This window comes from Micromonospora sp. NPDC005305 (genome assembly GCF_040607315.1).
GTDB lineage: Bacteria > Actinomycetota > Actinomycetes > Mycobacteriales > Micromonosporaceae > Micromonospora.
In genome coordinates this window covers 206,969-231,010 of record NZ_JBEXGL010000005.1, presented here as the reverse complement: position 1 = coordinate 231,010, position 24,042 = coordinate 206,969, and the positions used below count along the sequence as shown (strand labels likewise).

At 74.5% G+C, this 24,042-nt stretch carries 23 protein-coding genes and 1 pseudogene; 6 read left to right on the top strand and 18 right to left on the bottom strand.

Translation table 11 applies throughout. From position 1 onward, the window contains the following. Position 1: 1 nt before the first annotated feature. Positions 2–1,000 (bottom strand): phosphotransferase, encoded by a 999-nt coding sequence (locus ABZS80_RS11325; protein WP_355055610.1) that lies wholly within the window; start codon positions 998–1,000, stop codon positions 2–4. Positions 1,001–1,080: 80 nt separating this feature from the next. Here ABZS80_RS11325 and ABZS80_RS11320 point away from each other — a divergent pair, with 80 nt between their 5' ends. Next, positions 1,081–1,857, top strand: coding sequence for an SGNH/GDSL hydrolase family protein (locus tag ABZS80_RS11320; RefSeq protein WP_355055609.1), 777 nt, complete (start codon positions 1,081–1,083; stop codon positions 1,855–1,857). Positions 1,858–2,005: 148 nt separating this feature from the next. Beyond that, positions 2,006–3,481, top strand: a complete 1,476-nt coding sequence (locus tag ABZS80_RS11315; RefSeq protein ID WP_355055608.1) for an alkaline phosphatase PhoX — start codon at positions 2,006–2,008, stop codon at positions 3,479–3,481. A gap of 67 nt (positions 3,482–3,548) precedes the next feature. Here ABZS80_RS11315 and ABZS80_RS11310 read toward each other — a convergent pair whose 3' ends face one another. Next, positions 3,549–4,166: a DsbA family protein gene (locus tag ABZS80_RS11310; protein ID WP_355055607.1), complete on the bottom strand. Its 618-nt coding sequence runs from the start codon at positions 4,164–4,166 to the stop codon at positions 3,549–3,551. 253 nt (positions 4,167–4,419) lie between these two features. Between ABZS80_RS11310 and ABZS80_RS11305 the strand changes: the two genes are divergently transcribed. Together ABZS80_RS11305 and ABZS80_RS11300 are read left to right on the top strand one after the other, a co-directional pair. Further along, entirely contained in the window at positions 4,420–4,938 is a 519-nt protein-coding gene (locus ABZS80_RS11305) for a hypothetical protein (protein ID WP_355055606.1), read from the top strand. Positions 4,939–4,959: 21 nt separating this feature from the next. Then, positions 4,960–5,378: pseudogene (locus tag ABZS80_RS11300) on the top strand (YchJ family metal-binding protein). Positions 5,379–5,420: 42 nt separating this feature from the next. On the opposite strand, the gene ABZS80_RS11295 reads toward ABZS80_RS11300, so the two are convergent. From ABZS80_RS11295 to ABZS80_RS11260, 8 genes are all read right to left on the bottom strand, one after another. Beyond that, entirely contained in the window at positions 5,421–5,966 is a 546-nt protein-coding gene (locus ABZS80_RS11295) for a gluconokinase (RefSeq protein WP_355055605.1), read from the bottom strand. Continuing rightward, positions 5,956–7,185, bottom strand: coding sequence for a D-mannonate dehydratase ManD (manD, locus tag ABZS80_RS11290; RefSeq protein ID WP_355055604.1), 1,230 nt, complete (start codon positions 7,183–7,185; stop codon positions 5,956–5,958). Before manD ends, ABZS80_RS11295 begins: the two co-directional genes overlap by 11 nt. Positions 7,186–7,208: 23 nt before the next feature. Beyond that, positions 7,209–8,162 (bottom strand): sugar kinase, encoded by a 954-nt coding sequence (locus ABZS80_RS11285; RefSeq protein ID WP_355055603.1) that lies wholly within the window; start codon positions 8,160–8,162, stop codon positions 7,209–7,211. Between the two features lie 29 nt (positions 8,163–8,191). After that, positions 8,192–8,815: a bifunctional 4-hydroxy-2-oxoglutarate aldolase/2-dehydro-3-deoxy-phosphogluconate aldolase gene (locus ABZS80_RS11280; RefSeq protein ID WP_355055602.1), complete on the bottom strand. Its 624-nt coding sequence runs from the start codon at positions 8,813–8,815 to the stop codon at positions 8,192–8,194. A 2-nt stretch (positions 8,816–8,817) separates the two neighbouring features. Then, positions 8,818–9,966: a galactonate dehydratase gene (gene dgoD / locus ABZS80_RS11275; RefSeq protein WP_151461830.1), complete on the bottom strand. Its 1,149-nt coding sequence runs from the start codon at positions 9,964–9,966 to the stop codon at positions 8,818–8,820. A gap of 5 nt (positions 9,967–9,971) precedes the next feature. After that, positions 9,972–10,787, bottom strand: a complete 816-nt coding sequence (locus tag ABZS80_RS11270) for a carbohydrate ABC transporter permease (protein ID WP_355055601.1) — start codon at positions 10,785–10,787, stop codon at positions 9,972–9,974. Then, on the bottom strand, positions 10,784–11,731 hold the full coding sequence (locus ABZS80_RS11265) for a sugar ABC transporter permease (protein ID WP_355055600.1): 948 nt from the start codon (positions 11,729–11,731) through the stop codon (positions 10,784–10,786). The genes ABZS80_RS11270 and ABZS80_RS11265 overlap by 4 nt, the downstream gene beginning before the upstream one ends. A 74-nt stretch (positions 11,732–11,805) precedes the next feature. After that, positions 11,806–13,095, bottom strand: a complete 1,290-nt coding sequence (locus tag ABZS80_RS11260; protein WP_355055599.1) for a sugar ABC transporter substrate-binding protein — start codon at positions 13,093–13,095, stop codon at positions 11,806–11,808. Between the two features lie 137 nt (positions 13,096–13,232). On the opposite strand from ABZS80_RS11260, the gene ABZS80_RS11255 reads away from it, so the two are divergent. Continuing rightward, a complete protein-coding gene (locus ABZS80_RS11255; RefSeq protein ID WP_225853683.1) occupies positions 13,233–13,973 on the top strand; it encodes a FadR/GntR family transcriptional regulator in 741 nt (246 codons plus the stop codon). 13 nt (positions 13,974–13,986) lie between these two features. Here the strand turns inward: ABZS80_RS11255 and ABZS80_RS11250 are convergent, their stop codons facing one another. Together ABZS80_RS11250 and ABZS80_RS11245 are read right to left on the bottom strand one after the other, a co-directional pair. Further along, the gene (locus ABZS80_RS11250) at positions 13,987–14,781 is read right to left on the bottom strand and encodes a maleylpyruvate isomerase family mycothiol-dependent enzyme (protein ID WP_355055598.1); all 795 of its coding nucleotides are present in this window, start codon (positions 14,779–14,781) and stop codon (positions 13,987–13,989) included. 68 nt (positions 14,782–14,849) lie between these two features. Further along, complete coding sequence (locus ABZS80_RS11245; protein WP_151461834.1) at positions 14,850–15,239, bottom strand: DUF2267 domain-containing protein; 390 nt, start codon at positions 15,237–15,239, stop codon at positions 14,850–14,852. Between the two features lie 133 nt (positions 15,240–15,372). On the opposite strand from ABZS80_RS11245, the gene ligD reads away from it, so the two are divergent. After that, positions 15,373–16,323, top strand: a complete 951-nt coding sequence (gene ligD, locus ABZS80_RS11240; protein ID WP_355055738.1) for a non-homologous end-joining DNA ligase — start codon at positions 15,373–15,375, stop codon at positions 16,321–16,323. A 38-nt stretch (positions 16,324–16,361) separates the two neighbouring features. On the opposite strand, the gene ABZS80_RS11235 is transcribed toward ligD, so the two are convergent. From ABZS80_RS11235 to ABZS80_RS11210, 6 genes are all read right to left on the bottom strand, one after another. Continuing rightward, entirely contained in the window at positions 16,362–18,215 is a 1,854-nt protein-coding gene (locus ABZS80_RS11235) for a transketolase (protein WP_355055737.1), read from the bottom strand. Positions 18,216–18,311: 96 nt separating this feature from the next. Next, positions 18,312–19,580 (bottom strand): MFS transporter, encoded by a 1,269-nt coding sequence (locus ABZS80_RS11230; protein ID WP_355055597.1) that lies wholly within the window; start codon positions 19,578–19,580, stop codon positions 18,312–18,314. A 197-nt stretch (positions 19,581–19,777) separates the two neighbouring features. After that, positions 19,778–20,743, bottom strand: coding sequence for a hypothetical protein (locus ABZS80_RS11225; RefSeq protein ID WP_355055596.1), 966 nt, complete (start codon positions 20,741–20,743; stop codon positions 19,778–19,780). Between the two features lie 73 nt (positions 20,744–20,816). Then, entirely contained in the window at positions 20,817–21,680 is an 864-nt protein-coding gene (locus ABZS80_RS11220) for a hypothetical protein (protein ID WP_355055595.1), read from the bottom strand. A 55-nt stretch (positions 21,681–21,735) separates the two neighbouring features. Further along, a complete protein-coding gene (locus ABZS80_RS11215) occupies positions 21,736–23,364 on the bottom strand; it encodes a protein kinase (protein WP_355055594.1) in 1,629 nt (542 codons plus the stop codon). 170 nt (positions 23,365–23,534) lie between these two features. Continuing rightward, positions 23,535–24,041, bottom strand: coding sequence for a hypothetical protein (locus ABZS80_RS11210; RefSeq protein WP_355055593.1), 507 nt, complete (start codon positions 24,039–24,041; stop codon positions 23,535–23,537). Position 24,042 lies beyond the last annotated feature (1 nt).

The following is a 24,042-nucleotide window of genomic DNA, read 5'->3' as shown; positions in this document are numbered from 1 at the left end:
GTCAGGGCCCGTCCAGGTCGGACAGTTCGGCGTCGAGCAGCTCGGCGAGGCGCGCCACCCGCCACGGGTCGGACTCGGCCGTGATGCCCCGGCTGGGCATCTCCACGGTCATCAGCAGGTAGAGGTGCAGCCGGTAGAGCCCGAGCCGGCGGCGCGCCCCGGCGTCCAGCGGGAACGGCGCGGCCGCCCGGTAGGCGCACACGAGCGGGTCGTCCGGCTCGTCCTCGGCGCGCCGGAACAGCAGCGGCGACACGAGGTCCAGCAGCGGGTCGCCCCAGAGGTGACGCTCGCCGTCGACCAGCCCGCTGAGTCGGGGTGTCCCGTCGGGGCCGTCGAGGGCGAGGACGTTGCCGGCCCAGCCGTCGAAGTGCAGCAGCGCCGGGCGGCGTACCGCGTCCAGGACGTCGGCGTGCCGGTCGACCAGCTCGCGGATGCGGGACGCCGGGACGGGCAACGGCACCGCCCAGTCGGCCGCGTCGGCCAGCAGGTCGTCGAGCATGGCCGTGTACGCGCCGCGCCAGGTGGGCGCGGCGGCCCGGCCGCCGTCGTAGCCGTAGCGCTCGCCGGTGACGGCGTGCAGGGCGGCGAGGGCGCGGCCGAACTCGGCCCGGACCGGGGCCACCTCGGCGCCGGCCTGCGTCAGGTCCCACAGGGTGCGGCCGGGCAGCAGGCCGGTGAGCAGCCAGTCGCCGAGCACCGGGTCGCGGCCGTGGTGCAGCAGGGGCGGCACGGGCACAGCGGGCGCCCGCGCGGCGACCAGCCGCAGGTAGCGCGCCTCCGCCCCGATCATGTCCCGCTCGTAGCGCAGCAGCGGGACGTGCGGCGGCGGCCCGACCTTGAGCACCACCGCCCGCCCGTCGTCCAGGTGCACCCACCAGACGGCCGCGAACCCGCCGCCGGTCAGCGGCCCGCAGTCGGTCACGCCGGGCGCGGAGCCGAGGGAGGCGGCCACGTAACGCCGGACCTGATCCGGGTCGAGGCGGCGCTGGGTCGGGCTCATGTCCCGCACCACGCTAGCGGCCGCGGCCTGCCGGCGCCGTCCCCGGACCCGCCCGCCGCGGGTTTCGTAGGCTGGCGCGCATGATGTGGCGGCGGTACGTGGCGATCGGCGACAGCACCACCGAGGGCCTGGACGACCCGGACGGCGCGGGCGGCTACCGGGGCTGGGCCGACCGGTTCGCCCTCGCGGTGGCCCGCGCGCAGGGCGGCCTCGAATACGCCAACCTCGCCATCCGCGGCCGCACCACCGCGCTGATCCGGAGCGAGCAGCTGCCGGTGGCGCTGGAGCTGGCGCCCGACCTGGCGACCGTGGTGGCCGGCATGAACGACGTGCTGCGACCGTCGTTCGACGCCGACCGGGTGGTCGAGGACGTGCGCGCCATGCAGCGGGCGCTGGTCGGCCAGGGCGCGACGGTGCTCACCTTCACCCTGCCCGACCCGGCGCCCGTGATGCCGCTGGCCCGCCCGCTGCGCGGCCGGGTGCTGGCGCTCAACGAGGCGGTCCGGGTGGCCACCGCGGAGACCGGCGCCACCCTGCTCGACCTGGGCGCGCACGCGGTGGCCTCGGATCCCCGGCTGTGGAGCGACGACCGGCTGCACGCCAACACGGCCGGCCACGAGCGGATCGCCGCGGCGCTCGCGCACACGGCCGGCCTGCCCGGGTACGACGACTCGTGGTCGCACCCGCTGCCGGTGGCCGCCCGCCTGCCCCGGCACGAGGCGGTCCGCGCCGAGCTGGCCTGGGCCCGCCGGCACCTGCTGCCCTGGCTGGGCCGGCACCTGCGCGGGCGCTCCTCCGGCGACGACCGGGTGGCGAAGCGGCCGGTGCCGCTGCCGGTGGAGCTGCCGGCGTCCTGAGCAGCCCGGCCGCACCGAGCTGCGGTCCTGAACCGCGCCCCGGCGGCCGTGCCGGAGGTTGCCATGCGGTGATCAGGTGACGAGGATCACTGGGAGGATCGGTCCCCGGCCTCGATGGACGCGGACCTGGCGACAAAGGAGTCCCCCGATGCCTGATCTCCACCGGCGCACCCTGCTGCGCGGCGCCGCAGCCGCGGCGGGCGGCGCCGTCCTCGGCGGCCCGTTCATCGGGTTCGCGGCACGCGGCGAGGCCGGCGCGGCCGACCGGCGGCCGGCGCCCGAACCGACCCTGGGGCCGGTGCCGGACCTGCGCGACGGCAAGGTCCGCCTGCACCTGCCCGACGGCTTCCAGTACCGCTCGTTCCACGACACCGAGTTCGCGGTCACGCTGGACGACGGCACGCGGCTGCCCGGCCGGCACGACGGCATGGGCGCCTTCCGCGGGCCGGACGGCACCGTCCAGTTGGTCCGCAACCACGAGGTGAACAACCCCGGCCCCGCCTTCGGCGACGCCGCCGCGGCGTACGACCCGATGGCGCAGGGCGGCACCACCACGATCGAAGTCACCCGTCACGGCGAGGTCCGGCGCTCGTGGACCAGCCTGAACGGCACCATGATGAACTGCTCCGGCGGCCGGATGCCCTGGGGCAGCTGGATCACCTGCGAGGAGACGGTCAACGGGCCGGACGTCGGCCCGGACTTCACCGGCGCCTCCAACGTGCCGCTCACCCAGCCGCACGGCTTCATCTACGAGGTACCCGCGGGCGGGCAGTCGGACCGGGCGCCGATCACCGCCGCCGGCCGGTTCGCGCACGAGTCGGTGGCCTACGACCCGCGCGGCGGGCACCTCTACCTGACCGAGGACAACTTCGGCTTCCCGTCCGGCTTCTACCGGTACACGCCCCCGGTGGACCCGATGAGGTCCGGCCGGCTGGCCGACGGGGGCCGGCTGCAGATGCTCGCGGTGCGCGGCCGCCGGAATCTGGACCTGGCCGCGGCACAGCGGCCGCACGCGACGTACCCGGTGCAGTGGGTGGACATCGACGACCCGTCGCCGCGGTTCCCGTACACCCCTGGCCAGGACGCGCCTACGACGAACGACCAGGCGCTGACGTACGTGTCGCGGCAGGGCTGGGACCGGGGCGCCGCCTACTTCTCCCGCCTGGAGGGGTCGGCGTACGACGACGGCTTCGTCTACTTCACCGCCACCCAGGGCGGTGGCCCCGCGGAGACGTCGACCGGCCCCGTCGCCGACGGCTACGGCAACGGGCACGGCCAGGTGTGGGCGTACGACTGCCGGGCGCAGGTGCTGCGGTTGGTGTACGAGTCGCCCGGGCCCGATGTGCTGGACTTCCCGGACAACGTGACCACCAGCCCGCGCGGCACGCTGGTGGTCTGCGAGGACAACGTGGACGACAACTACGTGCGCGGGCTCACCCCGCGCGGCGAGTTGTTCGACATCGCGTTGAACCGGTTGGTCAGCAGCACCGGAGCGGACCGGTCCAACGACGAGTTCGCCGGCTCCACCTTCAGCCCGGACGGACACACCCTGTTCGTCAACATCCAGGCGAGCCGGGGTATGACGTTCGCGATCTGGGGTGACTGGTGCCGGATCGGGGTCTGAGACACCGGCCGCGGCGGGTGGGGTGCCCCACCCGCCGGGGCTGGGTCAGGCCGAGGCGCCACCGTCCTCAGCGCTCGATCGGCCGGCGGGTCCGCGCCCGCTTCAACTCGAAGAACCCGTCGGTGCCGGAGACCAGCAGCACCCCGTCCCAGAGCCGGCCGGCGTCCTCCCCGCGCGGGATGGGCGCCACCACCGGCCCGAAGAACGCGTTCACCCGCCCGTCGGCGCCGGTGACGTGGATGGTCGGCGTGCCGAGATCCTCGCCGACCGGGGTCAGCCCGGCCTGGTGGCTGGCCAGCAGGGCCGCGTCGTGCTCGGCGGTGTCCGCGGCGTCGGCCAGGTCGACGGGCAGGCCGACCTCGGTCAGCGCGGCCGCGTACAGCTCCCGGCCGATGGGGGCGCGCTCGTGGTGGATCCGCTCGCCCAGCGCCGTGTAGAGATCACGCAGCACCTCCGGGCCGCACTTCTGCGCGGCCGCCACGCAGACCCGGACCGGGCCGAGGCCCGGCTTCAGCCACTCCCGGTACCACTCCTCCAGATCCTCGCGTCCCTCGTTGAGCAGGGACAGGCTCATCACGTGGAAGCGGAGCCGGACGTCGCGGACCCGCTCCACCTCCAGAAGCCAGCGGGAGGCGTTCCAGGCCCACGGGCAGCGCGGGTCGAACCACATGTCGGCGGTGGTCATCGTCGTCTCGGTCCCTTCGCGGGTGTCGGTTGCCGAGTCGACGGTAGGCCGCGAAATGGCCCATCAGCAGAGCCAATCCACGCCCTGGTTCTTGGGCCGATCGATGCCCCCGCTCCCGCTGCCCAGCCGGGCGTGTTCCCGGGTTTGACCACCCGGTGCGGCGGGAAGACACGCGCGCCGCGCGGGCCGGCCGGCCCGACGTCGCCGGACGGCAGCATGCGTCCGGGCCGCGGCGGACCCGCGAGGAGGACCGATGGCCCAGGCGGCCACCAGACCGAGCAGCGCCAGGAAGGCCACCGGGGCCCGCAAGGCCCCGATGCCGAACAAGGCCGCGGCGAAGAAGGTCGCGACCGCCAGCAAGCGGGCGACCGGCGCCACCGCCGCCAAGACCCCCGGCGGCAAGCCGACCCCGACCACCGCGCGGGTGGCGCGGAAGAAGGCCACCTCGGCCAGCACCGCCACGCCCACCCGCAGGCCCACCGCCAAGGCCGTCGCCGCGAAGAAGGCCACCCCGGCGAAGAAGGCCCCCGCCACGAAGGCCGCGGCCAAGAAGGCGCCCGCCACGACGGCTGCGGCGAAGAAGGCACCGGCCACGCGGACCACGGCGAAGAAGGCACCGGCCGCCAAGGGCACGGCCCGCGCGGCCACCGCCAGGAAGACCGCCGCCGGCGCCAAGGCCCGCCGGGTCGCCGCGACGCGCACGCCGGCGAAGAAGGCGACCACCATGGAGTCGTTCGGCAACCGGCGGACGGCCCGGACGAGCGGCCGGTGAGCCGTCGGCGAGAATGACCGGGTGGCGAAACGCGGTGACCGCCGGAGCGCGGCCGACCCCACCGGTGGTCCCTGCCCGTGCGGCTCCGGTCTGCCGTACGCCGACTGCTGCGGCCCGGTCCACCGGGGCGTCGCCGCGGCGGCGACCGCCGAGGCGCTGATGCGCTCCCGGTACAGCGCCTTCGCGGTGGGCGACGCCGGCACCTGTCGCGTACCTGGCACTCCACCACCCGGCCGGCCCGGCTGCGGCTGGACCCGGGGACGCGGTGGACCCGGCTGGAGGTGCTCGACACCGACCGGGGCGGGTTGTTCGACACCGAGGGGACGGTCCGGTTCCGGGCGCACTACCGGGAGGCCGGCCGGCCCGGCACGGTCACCGAGCACAGCCGGTTCGTCCGCGAGGACGGCCGCTGGGTCTACCTGGACGCCCTCCCCGACTGACCGACGGCCGGCGGGCCCGGCCCCCCGGCCCGCGGACGCCCGTCAGGGGCCGGCGACCGCGGCCCGCACCGGCAGGCCCAGCCGGGTGACGGCCGCCCGGACCAGTTCGTCAGGCGACGCCGCCACCTCCAGCACGACGCCGGACTCGTCCGCCCCCAGGGGCTCCAGGATGGCCCGCTGCGAGTCCAGCAGGCTGGCCGGCATGTAGTGCCCCACCCGCCGGTCCAGCCGGTCCCGGATCAGCTCGGCGGCCCCGTCCAGGTGCAGGAACTCCACGTCCGCCGGCCCCTGCCGCAGCACGTCCCGGTAGGCGCGCTTCAGCGCCGAGCAGGTCAGCACGGTCGAGACCCCCTCGGCGTGCCGGTCCGCCATCCACCCGGCCAGGGCGCGCAACCAGGGCCAGCGGTCCACGTCGTCGAGCGGTACGCCCGCGCGCATCCGCGCCACGTTGGCGGCCGGGTGGAACTCGTCGGCCTCGGCGAACCGCAGGCCGGTCAGCTCGCTGATGCCCCGGGCCACCGTCGTCTTGCCCGCGCCGGACACGCCCATCACCACGACGTGCCGGGTGGGCGGCCGGTCACCAGTCATGGACGGTGCCGTCCTTGAGCCGGTTGAACGGCAGGTACGCCGGCTGGTACGGGAAGCGGGCCGTCGCCTCGGTGTCCAGCTCCACGCCGAGGCCGGGCTGGTCGCCCGGGTGCAGGTACCCGTCGGCGAAGCTGAACGACTGCCGGAACACCTCGTTGGTGAGCGGGCCGTGCTGCATGTACTCCTGGATGCCGAAGTTGTGGATGGCCAGGTCCAGGTGCAGCGCGGCGGCCATGCCGACCGGCGAGATGTCGGTGGGGCCGTGGATGCCGGACTTGATCTGGTACTGGGCCGCGAAGTCGAGCAGCTTGCGCATGGCGGTGATGCCCCCGGTGTGGGTGACCGCGGACCGGACGTAGTCGATGAGCTGTTCGCGGATCAGCGTCTGGTAGTCCCACACCGTGTTGAAGACCTCGCCGATGGCCAGCGGGGTGGTGGTGTGCTGGCGGACCAGCCGCAGCGCCTCCTGGTTCTCCGCCGGGGTGCAGTCCTCCAGCCAGAACAGGTCGTACGGTTCGAGCGCCTTGCCCAGCTTCGCGGCCTGGATGGGGGTCATCCGGTGGTGGCCGTCGTGCAGCAGCGGCAGCTCCGGGCCGAACTCGTTGCGGACCGCCTCGAACACGTCGGGCAGGTGGCGCAGGTACGCGCGCGTGTCCCAGTCCTCCTCGGCGGGCAGCGGGATGCGCTGTGCGGGCTCGTAGTCGTACCGCTTGCCGTCGACGCTGGGCTGGGCGGCGACGCCGTACACGGCGTTGATGCCGGGCACCGCGGTCTGCACCCGGATGGACCGGAAGCCCAGCTCCAGGTGCGCGCGGATGGAGTCGAACAGCTCGGGCAGGTCCCGGCCGGACGCGTGCCCGTACGCCATGATCCCGGTCCGGGAGGCGCCGCCGAGGAGCTGGTAGAGCGGCATCTCGGCGGCCTTGGCCTTGATGTCCCAGAGCGCCACGTCGACGGCGGCGATGGCGGCCATGGTGACCGGCCCGCGCCGCCAGTACGCCGACCGGTACAGGAACTGCCAGGTGTCCTCGATGCGGTGGGGGTCGCGCCCGATCAGCAGCGGGACGACGTGGTCGGCCAGGTAGGACGCGACGGCCAGTTCCCGGCCGTTGAGGGTGCCGTCGCCCAGCCCGGTGAGCCCCTCGTCGGTGGTGATCCGGAGGGTGACGAAGTTGCGGTCGGGGCTGGAGACGATCACGTCCGCTGCGACGATCTTCACAGGGGTGCCTTTCTCGGGGTGGGTCAGCGAAGGATGTCGCCGGTTTGCCGGGAGTCCAGGAGGGACAGCTCGTCCCGGCGCGGCAGGCTCTCCCAGTCGCCGGTTCCGGCGACGGCGAAGGCGCCGAGGGTGACCGCGCGGCGCAGCCGTCCGGCCAGGTCGAGGCCGTCGAGGTGGCCGGAGAGGTAGCCGGCCGTGAAGGCGTCCCCCGCGCCGACGGTGTCGATCGCCGTGACGGGCAGCGCCGCCGCGTCCCGGCGGCCGTCGGGGGTGTACGCCCGGGCGCCGTCGCCGCCGAGCTTCACGAGCACGGTCGACACGCCCCGCGCCAGCAGCCCGGCCACCACGGTTTCCTCGTCCGCGCCGGGCGCGCCGACCAGGTCCAGTTCGTCGGCCGAGGCGACCACGACCGAGGCGTGCCCGGCGAGCGGGGTGAGCACGGCCCGCGCGGCGTCCCGGGACCACAGCTTCGCCCGGTGGTTGACGTCCAGGCAGACCAGCGTCCCGGCCCGCGCGGCGGTCCCGGCCGCCCAGCCGGCGGCCTCCCGGGCGCTCGCGGACAGCGCCGGGGTGATCCCGGTCAGGTGCAGCACCCGGGCGCCGGCCGCCAGGGCGGGCCGCAGGTCGTCGACGCGCAGCGCCGACCCGGCCGAGCCGGCCCGCTGGTAGAGCACCCGGGTCAGGTCGGCGGTGCGCCGCTCCAGGAACATGAGCCCGGCGGGGCGCTCGGGGTCGCGGACCACGTGGGTCACGTCGACGCCCTCGGCGCGGAGCTGGCGCAGCAGGAAGCCGCCCAGCTCGTCGTCGCTGACCCGGCCGGCGAAGGCGGCGCGGTGGCCGAGCCGGGCCAGCCCGATCGCCACGTTGGCCTCGGCGCCGGCCAGGTGCGGGGTGAGCGGGCCACCGGTCGTGAGCGGCCCGGCCGACCGCAGCGAGACCAGCGCCTCGCCGAGGGTGAGCACGTCCAGGCCGGTCATGGAAGCGCCGCCGGGCTGTCCGGCGCCGGTCATGCGACGGCGGCCAGGTAGGAGCGGGCGCGGGCGCGGAGGGCGTCCAGGTCGCCACCGGAGGCGGCGTCACCGACCAGCGGGCCGCCGACGCCCACGGCGATCGCCCCGGCGGCGAGGTAGCCGGGCAGCTCGGCCAGCCCCACCCCGCCGACCGCGACGAACGGGATGTCCGGGAACGGGTCGCGCAGCGCCTTGAGGTACGCGGGCCCGCCCAGCGAGGCCGGGAACAGCTTCACGGCGGCGGCTCCCGCCCGGACCGCCGCGTACGCCTCGGTCGGGGTGAGCGCGCCGGCGGCCACCGGCAGCCCGCGGCGGGCGGCCTCGCCGATCGAGTCGACGACGGCCGGGGTGACGACGAACTGGGCGCCGGCCGCGGCCACGTCGGCGACGGCGGCCGGGGTGAGCACGGTGCCCGCGCCGACCAGGGAGCCGGGCGGGGCGGCGGCCCGGATCGCGGCGATGGCGTCGAGCGCGCCGGGCGTGGTCAGGGCCACCTCCACCACGCGGACGCCCTGGGCGAGCAGGGTGGTGCCGGTGGCGATGGCGGCGGCCGGGTCGGTGCCGCGGATGACCGCCAGCAGGCGGGTGGCGGCGAGTTCGGCGGTGAGGTCGAGGGTCATGGTCACCATTCCGCGTAGGAGCCGTCCCGGTGCCGCCACATGGGGCTGCGCCAGGCGTGGCCGCGCTTGTCGGCGGCGCGCACCGCCGCCTCGTCGATCTCGATACCCAGTCCGGGCGCGGTGAGCCGCTCGACGTACCCGTCCACGAAGGTCAGTGGCGTCTTGTCGAGGCAGTAGTCGAGCACCTCGGCGCCGAGGTTGTAGTGGATGCCGATGCTCTGCTCCTGGATCAGGTAGTTCGGCGTGGCGAAGCCCACCTGGAGGCATGCCGCCAGGGCGATCGGGCCGAGCGGGCAGTGCGGGGCGAGCTGGACGTCGTACACCTCGGCCAGCGCGGCGATCTTGCGCACCTCGGTGATGCCGCCGGCGTGCGAGAGGTCCGGCTGGGCGACCGCGATGCCGGCCTGGAGGACGGGCAGGAACTCCTGCCGGCTGTAGAGCCGCTCCCCGGTGGACACCGGCGTGGTGGTGGAGCGGACGAACTCGCCGATGAGGTGGGAGTTCTCCGGCACCACCGGCTCCTCGAGGAAGAACGGCCGGTAGGGCTCCAGCAGCGGGGCGACCCGGCGGGCGCTGGCCAGGCTGAACCGGCCGTGGAAGTCGACCGCGACGTCCCGGTGGTCACCGAGCACCTCGCGGGCGGCGGCCACCCGCTGGACCACGGCGTCGAGTTCGGCCACCGAGGCCACCGCGCTCATCCGGCCGGAGGCGTTCATCTTGACCGCGGTCAGGCCGGTGTCGAGGGCGGCGGCGATCTGGTCGCGGACCTCGCCGGGCTCGTCGCCGCCGACCCAGCCGTACACCCGGATCCGGTCCCGGACCGGGCCGCCGAGCAGCTGGTGCACGGGCGCGCCCCAGTGCTTGCCGGCGATGTCCCAGAGCGCCTGGTCGAGGCCGGCCACGGCGCTGGCCAGGATCGGCCCACCCCGGTAGAACGACCCCTTGGTCAGCACCTGCCAGTGGTCCTCGATGCGCAGCGCGTCCCGGCCGACCAGCAGTTCGGCGAGCTGGTCGACGGCGGCGCGGACGGTCTCGGAGCGGCCCTCGCAGGTGGCCTCGCCCCAGCCGACGATCCCGGAGTCGGTCTCCACCCGGACGAAGAGCCAGCGGGGCGCGACCAGGAAGGTCTCGATGCGCGCGATGGTGGTCACGGTGCTCAGCCCTTCGTCGCGCCGGCGGTCAGGCCGGAGACCACGTACTTCTGCACGAACAGGGCGATCACCATGATCGGCAGGGTGACCACGGTGGCCGCCGCCATGAGGCCGCCCCAGTCGATGCTGGCGTAGCCGACGAAGTCGAAGATCGCCACGGGCAGCGTCTTGGTGTCCGCGCCGGAGAGGACCAGGGCGAACATGAAGTTGTTCCAGGAGAAGATGAAGGACAGGATCCCGGCGGTGGCGATGCCCGGCACGGACAGCGGCAGGGTGACCCGGCGGAACGCGCCGATGTGGGTGAGCCCGTCGACCAGCGCCGCCTCCTCCAGCTCCTCGGGCAGGCCGTCGAAGAAGCCCATCATGATGTAGACGATCAACGGCAGCGAGACGAACATGTGGCTGAGGATCAGCACGGTGAAGCCGCCGACCAGCTGCAGGTTCGAGAAGACGTAGTACCAGGGCACGAGCAGCGAGACGCCGGGGATGACCCGGGCCATCAGCACCACGAGGGCCGACTTATTCATGTTGAACCGGCTCATCGAGTACGCGGCCGGCACGCCGAGGATCAGCGACAGCACGGTGGCGGCGAACGCCACCCACAGGCTGTTGCCGATGAACTGGACGTAGTGCGACTGCTGGAGCACGGTCGCGTAGTTGTCCAGGGTGGGCGAGAAGACCAGCGCCTTGCCGGTGTCGTAGATGTCGACGTTGGTCTTGAGAGACGCGGCGATCATCCAGAGCAGCGGCGTGACGAGCGACAGCACCACGACGACGAGGGCCACCACCCGGAACACCCGGTACGACGGACTGGCCTTCATCGCCTGGCCCCCTTGCGCCGTGCGGTCAGGGCCCACATCGCCCCGATGATGATCAGGAAGAAGAGGATGAGGACGGTGGAGGAGACGCCGTACTCGTTGTAGTCGAAGCTCAGCCCGTAGGCGTACACGTTGAGGGTCTCCACCTCGTGGAAGGAGCCGCCGCCGCGACCCTTGGTGGCGTAGAGGATGTCGAAGGTCTTCAGCGCGTCGATGCCGCGCAGCAGGATCGCGACGATCACCGTGGGCATCAACAGCGGCAGGGTGACGTGCCGGAACCGCTGCCAGGCGCTGGCGCCGTCGATCCGGGCCGCCTCCTGCGGCTCGTCCGACAGCGAGGTCAGACCGGCGAGCAGGATCAGCACCACCATGGGCGTCCACTGCCACACGTCGATGAAGATCGTGGTGGGCAGCGCGGAGTGCTGGCCGGCGAGCCACGGCTGCGGGCCGATGCCGACCCAGCCGAGCACCTGGTTGGCCAGGCCGATGTTCGGGTCGAAGATGAGCCGCCACATCATGCCGACCGCGACCGGGGTGGCGACCAGCGGCATGAGGATGGCCACCCGTACCCATTTCTGGCCCTTGAACGGCCGCCACAGCAGCAGCGCGACGGCCATCCCGAGGACCACCTCGAACAGCAGCGCGACGACGGTGAAGGCGGCGGTCCGGCCGACGGCCGGCCAGAACCGGTCGGTGTCCGACAGCACGTCGAGGTAGTTCTGGAAGCCCACGAACTCGCTCTCGGCGCGGACGGACCCTTCGGCGTCGGTGAGGCTGAGCCAGGCGGTCCAGCCCAGCGGGATCACGATCAGGGCGGCGACGAAGACCATCGCGGGCGCGGCGAAGAGCCACTTGCGGTGGTTGTTGGCCCAGCGCGCCCAGCCGGGCGTGTCGGGCATGACGCCGACGCCACCGGGGGCGCGGCGGGCGGTGGTGACGGTTGCCATGGGATCTCCGGGGTGGGCGGACCGACAGGGGTACGCGGGTGGTGGGGCAAGGCGCCCCACCACCCGCGCGCGTGCTACTTGGCCTCGTCGTCCAGGAACTTCTGGAAGGCCTCGTTGGCGGTGTCGGCCGCGGCCGCCGGGTCCTTGCCGGTGATCGCGTCGACGATCGGCTGGCCGACGAGCTCGCGAGCCTGGCCGACCTTCACGACCACGGGCCGGTCGTGGGCGACGCCGCCCTGCGTGCTGGCGTTGATGGCCTCGACCAGGTCCTTCGGGTAGTTGGCGGTGCCCTCCGGGTTGGCCCAGACCGAGGTGCGCGCGCCCGGCACGCCGGCCTTCTGCTGCGCGAGGGTCTGCTCCTTGCCGGTGGCCCACTCGACGAACTTCCAGGCGTTGCTCTTGTTCTTCGAGGCGTCGTTGATGCCCAGCGCCCACGACGGGATGTTGTACGGCTTGGAGCCGGCCGGGCCGGCCGGGAACGGCGCGAAGCCGACGGTGTCCGACACCTTGGACTTGGCCGGGTCGGTGGCGTTCTTGTAGAGCGAGTTGGCCTCGGTGTAGAAGGCGGCCTTGCCCTGGGTGAAGATGGCCATCGCCTCGGGCCAGCTCATGTCGGTGCTGACGTTGGCCGGGCCGGAGTCCTTGATGAGCCCGCCGTAGAAGGCGTACGCCTGCTTGGCGGCGTCGCTGTTGACGGTCGCCTTGCCGCTGCCGTCGACGAAGTCACCGCCGAAGCTGTAGAGGAAGCTGGAGAACTGGGTGACCGCCGGCGACTTGCCGGTCCGGGCCACGAAGCCCGCGGTGCCCGGGACGCTGGCCTTGATCTTCGCGGCGGCCGTCTTCAGCTCGTCGAGGGTCTTCGGCGCCGCGCTCAGGCCGGCCTTGGCCAGCAGGTCCTTGCGGTAGTACAGGACCTCCTGCTCGGTGATGATCGGGACGCCCACCGACTTGCCCTCGTACGTGGTGGCCTCGACCGGGCCGGACTGGAAGTCGGAGTAGTCCCAGTCCTTGGTGGACTTCACCTGGTCGGACAGGTCGGCCAGGTACTTGTTCTTGGCGAAGAGCTTCCCCTCCTGAAGGGGGCGGTACATCATCACGTCGAGGTCGGACGAGCCGGCGTTGAGCTTGACGTTGTACTGGTCGGAGAGCTGGTCCTCGCCGAGCTGGGTGATCTCGACCTTGAGCCCGGTCTGCTTCTCGAACTCGGGCAGGGCCGCCTTGATGTTCTCCGTCCACACGTGGTTCGCCAGCGTCACGCGCACCGTCTTGGACCCGCCGCTGTCGTCGCCACCGCCGCCGCAGGCGGCCAGGCCCATGGTGGCGACCACGGCCAGAGACGTACCGAATATCGATCGACGTCGCACGTCATCTCTCCTTTTCTCGTGGTCGCCGCCCCGGGGGAAGAGCGCCACAACGCTGTAACGTCCGCTTAACCACGGGATGCTAGGCCGAAAAAGCTGATTTATTCAAGGGTCGATCACCAACTGATATGCTCCGAACCGTGGATCACTCCTCCTCCGGGGGCGAGACCGGGCTGCACGCCCGCGTGCTCGATGAACTCGGCACGGCCGTCTGCGGCGGCGAACTGGCCGCCGGCTCCGTGCTCAACATCGACGAACTCGTCGACCGGCACGCGGTCTCCCGGTCGGTGATCCGCGAGGTCCTCCGGGTGCTCGCGTCGATGGGCCTCATCGAGACGCGCCGCCGGGTCGGCGTCCTGATCCGCCCCGCCGAGGCGTGGAACGTCTTCGACCCGCAGGTGATCCGCTGGCGGCTCGCCTCCGCCGGCCGGATGGCCCAGCTCCGCTCGATCACCGAGCTGCGGACCGCGGTCGAACCGCACGCCGCGTGGCTGGCCGCCCGCCGGATCACCCCCGACGACGCGAGCGACCTGGTCGGCATCGCGGCGAAGATGTGGGCCGCCGGGCAGGCCGGGGACGAGGACCGCTTCCTGCGCCTGGACATCGAGTTCCACCGGCGGATCCTCGCCGCCTCCGGCAACGAGATGTTCGGCAAGCTCCGGGAACTGGTCGCCGAGGTGCTCACCGGGCGGCACCACTACCACCTCATGCCGCACCACCCCGATCAGCAGGCGTTGCAGCTGCACGCCGACGTGGCGTCGGCGCTGCAGCGCCGCGACGGCGACGCGGCCCGCCGGGCCATGGTGCAGATCATGGAGCAGGCGTTCGACGAGATGAAGTCGATGTGGGAGCAGACCACCGAGCCGGACCCGGTGAGCTGACCCCGGCGCGCGCTCAGCCGAACGCGACGCGCTCCAGCCAGAAGTCCAGCAGCTTCCCGTCGCCGAGGACCTCGACCACCGCCAGGTCGACCGGTCGCCGCCGGTAGACCATCAGCAGCAGCTCGCTCACCGGGCCGCGGACCGCCACGGTCGCCTTCTCGTGCGCCCGCCGCCAGGCGAGGGTGTCCCCCGTGAGGTCCACCAGCCACTCGGCGCCCAGCTCGGCGGGCACGTCGGTGGCGTGCAGGTGCAGGGTGCGGTCGGGGCCGAGCAGCTCGCGCTGGTGCGGGTGGAAGTCCAGCATCTGCGGCAGCGAGCCCAGCTCCATCCACTCGTCGAGCGCGTCGACCGCCACCGCCGGGTCGACGGCGAAGTCCACGCCCAGGGCGAGGGCGGCGTCCGCCCGGTGCAGCAGCGTCTCGTTGGCGAACCGGCGCGCCCAGAACACGCCGGCGGCCGGCACCTCCAGCGGCGTCCAGGTGGCCACGTCGGGTCCCGCCGCACCGAGCGCGCCGGCCAGCGCGGCGGCGCTCTCCACCAGCCAGGGGCCGACCACCGCGGGCTCCTCGTTCGCGTACGGCGACAGGTCCCGGAAGTGGGTGTCCGACGGCGGCCGCTCGGCCCGCGTGCGCACCACCTCGGCCGCCCAGCGCTGGCCGCCGCCGAGGTGCCGGGCCAGCTGGCCGACGTTCCACCCCGGACAGGAGGAGACGGGCGTGGTCAGGTCGGCGCCGTCGAGGTGGGTGCGGAGCAGGTCGCTCTGGGCGACGATCTCGGCGCGGTGGCGGTCGAAGCTCAGGGCGGCCATCAGCCCACCGTAGTGGCCGGCCGGAGGCACCGGGGGAAGCCGCCGGTGGGCGTTTCGTCCCCGGGCGGTCAGGGCGTGCGGGGCACGGGCTGGGCCAGCGCGCCGATCTCCCGGGGCAGCTGCGCGAGGGCCTGCTCGAACTCGACGTGCCCGACCACCCGGTGCAGGGTCTGCAGCACGGCCCGGGCGCCCCGCTCGGCGACGTCCGGCGCCGTGCCGGCGCGCTCGGCCACCCGGCGCAGGAACTCGTCGTACCCGAAGGCCTCCGGCTCCTCCGGGCGGGCCCGGGCCAGCAGCGGGCGCAGCTCGTGCGCCACGTGGTCGGCCAGGTCCGCCGCCTCGCCGCCGCTGATCCGCTCGGCGAGGGTGCGCAGGGTGGCCTCGGTCAGGGATCGCGCGGTGTCGGCCGGGACGCCCGCCCGTTCGGCCACCTTCGCCACGAACTCCAGCTCCGCCATCGTCGGTCCTTCCGTCCCGGAGACGGGTGGCTACCCGCCGAGGACCACCACAAACAACCGCCGTTCGGGCAAAAGACCGAAAACCGGCGTCCGCCGAGGTCGCGACGGCCAGGATCGGGACGTGGCCGCCAGGATGCCGACGCTCGTGCCGCCGATGCTCGCCGGGCTCGGCCCGCTGCCCACCGGGCCCGGCTGGGGCTACGAGTTCAAGTGGGACGGCGTGCGCGGGGTCGCCTACGTCCACCGGGGGCTGCGGCTGCTCAGCCGCAACGACCGGGACGTCACCCGGGCGTACCCGGAGCTGGGCGAGCTGGCCGACCTCCTGGCCGGGCGGCGGGCGGTGCTCGACGGCGAGATCGTGGCGCTCGACCCCGGCGGCCGGCCCAGCTTCTCGGCGCTGCAACGGCGGATGCACGTGCGGGCGCCGGCCGCCGCGCTGGTCGCCGCCACCCCGGTCCGGTACTACCTGTTCGACCTGCTGCACCTCGACGGGCGGGACACCACGGCCCTGCCGTACACGGAACGGCGCGCGGCCCTGGAGGGGCTGGGACTCAGCGGCGAGACCGTCGAGACGCCGCCCTACTGGACCGGCGAGGCCGGCCGGGACCTGGCCACCGCGGCGGCCGACCTCGGCCTGGAAGGGGTGGTCGCCAAGCAGCTCCGGTCGCCGTACGAGCCGGGCCGCCGGGGCGCGGCGTGGGTCAAGGTGCCGCTCAACGAGACCGTCGAGGTGATCGTGGGCGGCTGGAAGCCGGGCTCCGGCCGGCGGTCCGGCGCCATCGGGTCCCTGCTGCTCGGCATGTACGACGAGCACGACCGGCTGCACTACATCGGGCAGGTGGGCACCGGCTTCACCCAGGCCGTGCTACGCGACCTGGCGGGCCGCCTGGAGCCGCTGACCCGGCCGGACCCGCCCTTCGCCGAGGTGCCGCGCGAGCACGCCCGGCACGCCGTCTGGGTCGACCCGGTGCTGGTCGGTGACGTCACCTTCCGGTCGTGGACGCCGGACCGCCGGCTGCGCCACCCCTCCTGGAAGGGGCTGCGCAGCGACCGGGATCCGGCGGAGATCCGGCTGCGGCGCTGACCCCGGGTCCCCCGGCGAGCGGGTGGCGGCGGGCGGGCTCAGGCGAGCGCGCGGGCCGCGCCGACGATGGCGTACGCGCCGATGCCCGCCCGGTCCATCTGCTGGGCCGGGGTCCCGGAGCCGGGCAGTCCGCGTACGGCCAGGTGGTTGACCCGCACCGGCTCGGCCAGGCCGGCCAGCTCCTCCAGCACGGCGGAGCCCAGCCCGCCCTGCGGGTAGTGGTCCTCGACCACCACCAACCGGCCACCGGTGTCGCGCACGGCGTCGAGCAGCCGCTGCCGGTCGACCGGCTTCACCGAGTAGAGGTCGATCACCCGGGCGTCGATCCCCTCGCGGGCCAGCTCGTCGGCTGCCGCGAGGCAGTTGTGCACGGTCACCCCGGCGCCGATGAGCGCCACGTCGGTCCCGTCGCGCAGCAGCTTGCTGCCGCCGACCGGGAAGTCCTCGCCGTTGTCGTAGAGCACCGGGTACTTGCCGCGCGTGGTGCGCAGGTAGCTGACGCCCTCCCGGTCGACCATGGCGGCGACCAGGGCCGCGCAGGAGACGGCGTCGCTCGGGTAGAGCACGGTCGACCCGTGCACGGCGCGCAGTGCGGCGAGATCCTCCAGGCCCATCTGCGAGGGGCCGTCCGGGCCGATCTCCACGCCCGCGTGCGAGCCCGCGAGGGCGATGTCGGCCCGGGAGATGCCGGCCATCCGGATGAAGTCGTAGGCGCGGGACAGGAACGCGGCGAAGGTGGCCGCGAACGGCCGGTAACCGCGGACCCGCAGGCCCACCGCGGCGGCGACGAGCTGCTGCTCGGCGATGAACATCTCGAAGAACCGGTCCGGGTACGCCTCGCCGAACTTGTCCGCCCGGGTCGAGTCGCTGACCTCGCCGTCGAGGACCACCACGTCCGGCCGGGCGCCCAGCGCGCGCAGTGCATCCCCGTACGCGTTGCGGGTGGCCACCTTCGCCCCCTTGTCGTACCGGGGCAGCTCCGGCGGCGGCCCGGCGGGAGCGGGGGCCGCCGGCGCGGCGGCGGGCCGCGGCCCGGTGACCCGGATCTGCCGCACGCCCCCGAGGGCCTGGACGGCCCGCTCGGCCTGGTCCGCTTCGAGCGCCTTGCCGTGCCAGTCGGGCCGGTTCTCGATCTCCGGCACACCCTTGCCCTTGACCGTCCGGGCCAGCACGACCGTCGGGCCGGTCGCCTGCCGGGCCTGCCCGAACGCCTCGTCGATCGCGGCCAGGTCGTGGCCGTCGACGACGATCGGGTGGCAGCCGAACGCCTCGACGCGCCGGCGGTAGGTGTCCAGGTCCCACTCCAGCTCGGTCGGCCCCCGCTGGCCGAACCGGTTCACGTCCACGATCGCGGTGAGGTTGCGCAGCCCGTAGTGGCCGGCCTTGTCCAGGGCCTCCCAGATGGAGCCCTCGGCCGTCTCGCTGTCGCCGCAGAGCACCCACACGTGGAACGGGAGCTTGTCCAGGTACCGCCCGGCCAGGGCGACGCCGACGCCGACCGGCAGCCCCTGGCCGAGCGAGCCGGTGGCGGTGTCGACCCAGGGCAGGACCGGGGTGGGGTGGCCCTGGAGGCGGGAGTTCAACTGGCGGTAGGTCTCCAGCAGCTCCTGCTCGCTGATCGCGCCGGTCGCGCGGAAGGTCGCGTACAGCAGCGGCGAGGCGTGCCCCTTGGAGAAGATCAGGTGGTCGTTGGCGCGGTTGCCCGGATAGGACCAGTCGTAGCGCAGGTGGCGGGCGACCAGCACGGCCAGCAGGTCGGCCGCGGACAGGCTCGACGTGGGGTGGCCGGAGCCGGCCCGGGTGCTGCACCGGATCGAGTCGACCCGGAGCTGGGCGGCGAGGTCGGCCAGCCCGGCCAGCTCCTCGTCGCGCAGGGTGCGCTCTGCTTCCATCGTCACGCCGCGTCGCCTCCGTCCCGACCAGCCCACCGCCGGTCGCCGGGCCGCCCCGGGGACGGCCGGCGCCGGCCACTTCCGCCCATACGGTAGTCAGGAAACATCCGCATTTTCGGACAACGACCTATTCGCCCGGATTCGGCGAGCGGAACGGCGGGTGGCCAGCCGGCCGGCCAGCAGCAGGTACGGCAGCACGGCCACCGCGAACGCGACCGGGTGGCCGGCGGCGCCCGCCACGACGCCGTACCCGGCGTAGACCGCGATGATCGTCAGGTCGGTGGCCATCCCGGCCACCGAGGTGACCGTGGCCCGGTCGGGCCCGCTGATCCGGGCCTGGAGCCGGGCGTCGGCCAGCACGGTGGCGAGCTGGAACGCCGCGAACGCGACGCCCACCAGGACGAACCCGGCCGGGTGGCGGACCAGGGCGCCCGCGGCCAGGGCCAGCGCCGCGCCGGCCAGCAGCGCGGCGAAGCCGCGGTCGGTCAGCCGCTCCCCCGCCGGGGCCAGCAGCCCGCCCACGGTGGTGCCGGCCCAGACGAGCAGGAGCAGCAGCGGCACGGTGGCCGCCGGGATCCCGGTGTCCCGGGCCAGCAGCGGCGTGTACTCGTCCAGGCCGCCCCACACGGCGGCGACCGCCGGCACCAGCAGCAGCGCACCCCGCACCGACCGGTCGGCGCGCGCCTCGGCCAGCCCGCCGCGCAGGCTGGCCAACCAGCCGGGCTCGGCCGTCTCGGCCTGGTCCCCGCCGGGCTGGTCCGTGCGGTGGCCCCTCGGCTCCGCAGACCGGTGTTCGGGGAACCGGGTGGCGATCGCCGCGGCCGCCAGGCACGCCGCCATGCTCGCCGCACCCACCGCCGGATAGCCGCCGAGGGCCAGCACCGGGGCGGCCAGCCCCATGGCGCCGACCACCCCCAGCAGCTCAGCGGTCCTGGCCCGGCCGGCCAGCCGGGCGTACCGGCCGGCGGCGCCGAGCCGGTCGAGCTCGGTCCAGACCAGCGCCTCCTGGGCACCGGAGCGCAGCGCGCCGCCCGCGCCCCAGAGCAGGAAGCCGACGGCGAACGCCGGGTAGGACGGCACGAGCACCCAGAGGGCGAAACCCGCGGCGGTCAGCAGCGGGGCCAGGCAGAGCAGGAGACGCCGGGAGGCGGCGTCGGCCCAGGCGCCCGAGGGCACCTCCAGCAGGATGCCGGCGGCCGACCAGAGCACGAACAGCGAGGAGATCTGCCCGACCGACAGCCCGGTGTCGGCGAAGAGCAGCGTGTAGACCGGGTAGAGCAGCACCAGGTCGGTGAGGAACGCGTAGGCGTAGAGCGTGACGGCGAGCCGGCGCTCGGCGGGCACGCGGGCGGAGACGACGAGCATGAGGACCTTCCCACGGGGACGGAACGGACACCGGACGTGCGGTGTCCGCGGTGGCCCGCGGGCTCGACCCTCGGCAGGGCATCAATGTCGCCAGTGCATGCGCCGATCGTAACCGGGCGCCCGGCCCCCGCGCCGCCCCGCGCGGACGGACCGGGGTGGGACCCGGAAGGGCCCCACCCCGGTCGGCGCGCGGTCGGTCAGCGGCGGGAACGGTCCACGTCCGCCTGCGGGATGACCATCGTGGCCTCGCTGTCCGCGGCCTGCTCGGCCGTCGGCTGCCGCGGGGTGGTCGGCTGGGTGCGGTCCGGGTCGGCGTACGCCGGCACCGGCTGGGTCGGCTCCGCCGCGCCGTGCGGGGCGACGGGCTGGGTCCGGTCGGCGTCGGTCTCGCCGGCCACGGGCTGGGTCAGCTCGGCCTCGGCGTACGGGCCGGCCGTCCCGCCGAACCGCGCCTCGACGTCCCGCCGCCCGGCCTGGTACGCCCGGGCGTGGGTGGCGATGGTCCGCGACTCCTCCTCGGCCCGGGCCAGCCAGTTCTCCCAGCGGCTCTGCATCGGGCGGACCAGGCCGCCGCCCACGCCGACGACCAGGATGCCGCCGACCGTGGCGAGCACGGCGATCAGCACCGGGGTGGTCACCGTGGTGGCGACGCCGATCTGGTTGAGCGCGGCGATGACGCCGAGGCCCAGGATGAACACCGAGGCGATGTTGGCGAGCACCCGGCCGTAGGAGAGGCCGCCGAGGGCGCTGGAGATGATGTCCTTCACCGCGCGGGCGATGGCCGCGGCCACCACCACGATGACGATGGCGACGAACGCGCGGGGCAGCCAGGCGACGACGCCGGCGATCAGGTCGGAGATCGGGTTCGGGCCCCAGATGCCGAAGGCGAGCTGGAGGGTGACCAGCAGCACCGCGTAGTAGGCCAGCTTGGCGACGATGTCGCTGGCGTCGTACTTCGAGCGCGCGAGGGCGGTCTTGATGCCGCCGCGCTCGACGGCCCGGTCGAAGTGGACCCGCTCCAGGACCTTGTCCACGATCTTCAGCACGGCCTTGGCGACCAGCCAGCCCACGATCAGGATGGCGATGAAGGCGACCGCCTTGGGCAGGAACAGCATCACCGAGCGGAACGCGTCGCCCACCGCGTCCCCGAAGTTGTCTCTCATCGAAGGGCCTCCACGCACAGGGTCAGGGTTGGTTAGCCTGGAGCTACCCTGACCAGCCGGCGGGGAAACGCGGTCAGCCACCGGGGCAGCGGTAGCGGACCTGCGTGCCGGCCTGCAGCGGCGACGGTTCGACGAGGTTGACGGTGGCGCTCTCGGTGGTCGTGCCGGCCCCGCTGAACGTCCACTTGAGGGTGAGGGTCGCGGTCTGCTGGCCGCGACCGACCCGCTCGGTGAGCAGGCCGCCCGGCGGGCCGTCCGAGCGGAACCACTGGTAGCGGATGACCCCGCCGCGCCCGTTGGTCCGCACGGTGGCCACCACGTCGACGGTCACGTCGCAGGCCACCCCGGGCGGCCGGGGCACCGCCACGGTGACGCCCTCGACCTCCAGCGGGCGCAGCCGCTGCCACAGGTAGAGCCCGACCACCACCAGCAGCGCCGCGGTCAGCAGGGTGGACAGCACCGAGACGACCCGGCGCCAGACCGGGCGGGACGGCCGTGCCGGAGGCATCGCCGGCCAGGCCGGGGCGGGCGGCGGGGTGGCCGGGACACCGGGCCCGAAGCGCAGCTCCCCGCCGGGGGCCGGCAGGCCGCCGGGGGCCGGCGCGCCGCTCGCGGCCCGCGCGTCCGCCGTCGCCCCTCGGTACGCCCCGGAGGTCGCACCGCCCCCGGCCACGGTGGCCGGCCCTGTCGGGTGCTGCCGGGGCGGCGCGCTGAAGTGCACGGTCGGCTGGGCCGCACCCGTCGCGGCGGCGGCCGGGGAGCCGAAGTGCACGGTCGCGTCCGGGCTGTTGTGCCGGCCAGGCGGTGGTGGCCCGAGGTGGACGGTCGCGTCGGTGGGGTGCGGGCTGCCGCCGTGGCCCAGGTCGACGGTCGCGCCGGGGTCGGTGGGCAGCGCCCGGGTGGGCAGCGCCTCGGTCGGCTCCTCCGGCCGGGTCACGACGGCCGTCCCCGGGTCACGGTGCGGGTCTGGGCAGCGGGCACGGTCACCACTCCTAGCCGGGGGTGCAGTAGTTGTAGAGCGTCACGTACACCGGGGACGCCGAGGTGGTCGCGTTGCCGGCGGCGTCGACGGCGGTGACCTGGATCGGGATGCGGCTGCTCTGCTTCGGCCCGGGCAGCGGGCCGAGGGTGCCGCGGAACATGCCGCGCCCGGCGGGGGCCATCGACCCGGTGCGGGTGGCGCCCTCCAGGGTGTAGCGGAAGGTGACCTTCAGGGCGCCCGGGCCGCTGCGGTCGTCGGTGACCGTCGCGGTGACCGTGCTGGTCTTGTCGCCGTACGGGCAGCCGTTCGGTTCGAGCTGCCCGGGGTCGGCGGTGACGCCGCCGACGGCGGGGGCCGTGACGTCGGGCGGGGGCGGCGGTGCGGTGCTGGTCGACGGGGCCGGTGCCGGCGCGCTGGTGCGTACCGGTGAGCGGGTGGGCGTCGCGGACCGGGAACCGCTCGGCGTCGCCGGCGGGGTGGCCGACGCGGACGGGATGGCGGTCGCGGTCGGCGCCGGCGTGCCGGTCGGGGTGGCGCCGGTCGGGTCGGTGACCGTGGGGCCGGCGACGGCCGGGCCGGTCGGGTCGCCGGCGGCGGGTCCGTCGTTGGCCGCGTAGCTGTAGCCGGCGCCGCCGGCGACCAGGGCGGCGACCAGGACGCCACCGGCCAGGGCGGTCCGCGCGCGGCCCCGGCGGAACCGGCCGTCGCGCCCCACCGCCGCGCCGAGCGTGGTGCTGGCCAGGCTGGTGGCGCCGCCCGCGCCGTCGGGGAACGGCCAGAGCGCGGCGAGCAGGGCGGCCCGGCGGGCCAGCTCGCGGAGCCCGCGCTCCTCCCATTCCCCGCCGTATCCGGCGCCGGCCACCCCGTCGAGGATCTCCAGGAACACCTGGGCGGGCTGGGGCCGCTCGTCGGGGCGCTTGGCCATGCCGTGCCGGAGCAGCTCGTGCACCGGCGCGGGGGCCGGGTCGGTCGGGATCGGCGCGGAGGCGTGCTGCTCCCGCAGGGAGAACAGATCCGGCCCCTCGTACGGGGGCCGGCCGGTGAGGCACTCGAAGAAGGTGGCGGTGGCCGCGTAGATGTCGCACGCCGGGCTGGCCGGCACGCCCGTCCACTGCTCCGGCGCCATGTAGCGGGGTGTGCCGGAGACGGTGGTGTCGGAGCCCTGGCCGAGCGGCATGGCGATGCCGAAGTCGGCGAGCTTGCTCAGCCCCTCCCCGGTGACCAGCACGTTCTCCGGCTTGTAGTCGCGGTGCACCACGCCGCGGGCGTGGGCCGCGGCGAGGCCGGCGAGCGAGCCCTTCAGCACGCAGAGCGCCGCCTCGGGGGTGGTGGGGCCGTGCGCGCGCAGCATCTGGCGCAGCGAGACCCCGTTTACCAGCTCCATCACGATGGCGGCGCCGTGCGGCGACTCGACGTACTCGTAGAGGCGGCTGACGTGCGGGTCGTCGATCTCGCCGAGAAGCCGGGCCTCCTCCCGGAAGGCGGTCCGGAAGGAGGAGTCCGCGCCGAGGTCACGCACCAGGTACTTGACGGCGACCGGGGTGCCGGTGGCGTCGTGGGTGGCGAGCACGACGCTGCCCGACGCACCGGCGCCGAGCCGACGGACCGGCGTGTAGCCGGACAGCTGCCAGCCGCTCATGCGACGGCCTCCACGGCGTTCCAGGGGCGGGAGTCGGCCTCCGCCTCGCTGGTCATTCTGGTCGCGCCGGCGCAGGAGTCCATCGGCGCAACGGATGCTTCCGCCTGTGCAGGCGGATGGTCGGGAACGGACACACCGCCACTGCTAGCAGACGCCGGCAAGCCCGCCGGTCAGATGGCGGTGGCCTGGACGACCTTCCACTCGCCGTGCACCGGGACCAGGGTGAGCACCACCCGGTTCTGGTCCACCTTCTCCCCCGCCGTGGTCACGTTGCGCCGGTACTGGTTGAGGTAGAGCAGCAGCTCCACCCGGTCCGGCCGGGCGTCGACCACGCCGGTCGCGGACACCTCGGCGAGCACCACGGCCTGCTGTTTCGTGGCGGTCGCCTTGAGCGCCGTGGTGGTCTGCGCGTACTCGTCGGCGAACGCGCCGGTGGCGAAGGTGCGGCCGTTGGCGACGCTGTCGTCGAAGGTGCGGTAGTCGTAGGAGAAGAGGGCCTTGGCGGCGGCCGGCGCGGTGGCCAGGGCCTGGCGTACGGCCTGGTCGCGCTGGCCGGCGCGGCGGTCGGCGGTCCAGCCGGCCACCGCCACGGCGGCGGCCAGCAGCAGCGCGACGACGAGCAGCGGCACGGGCCGCAGCCGCACCCGGGGTCGACGCAGGACGGTCGGTAGGCGCATG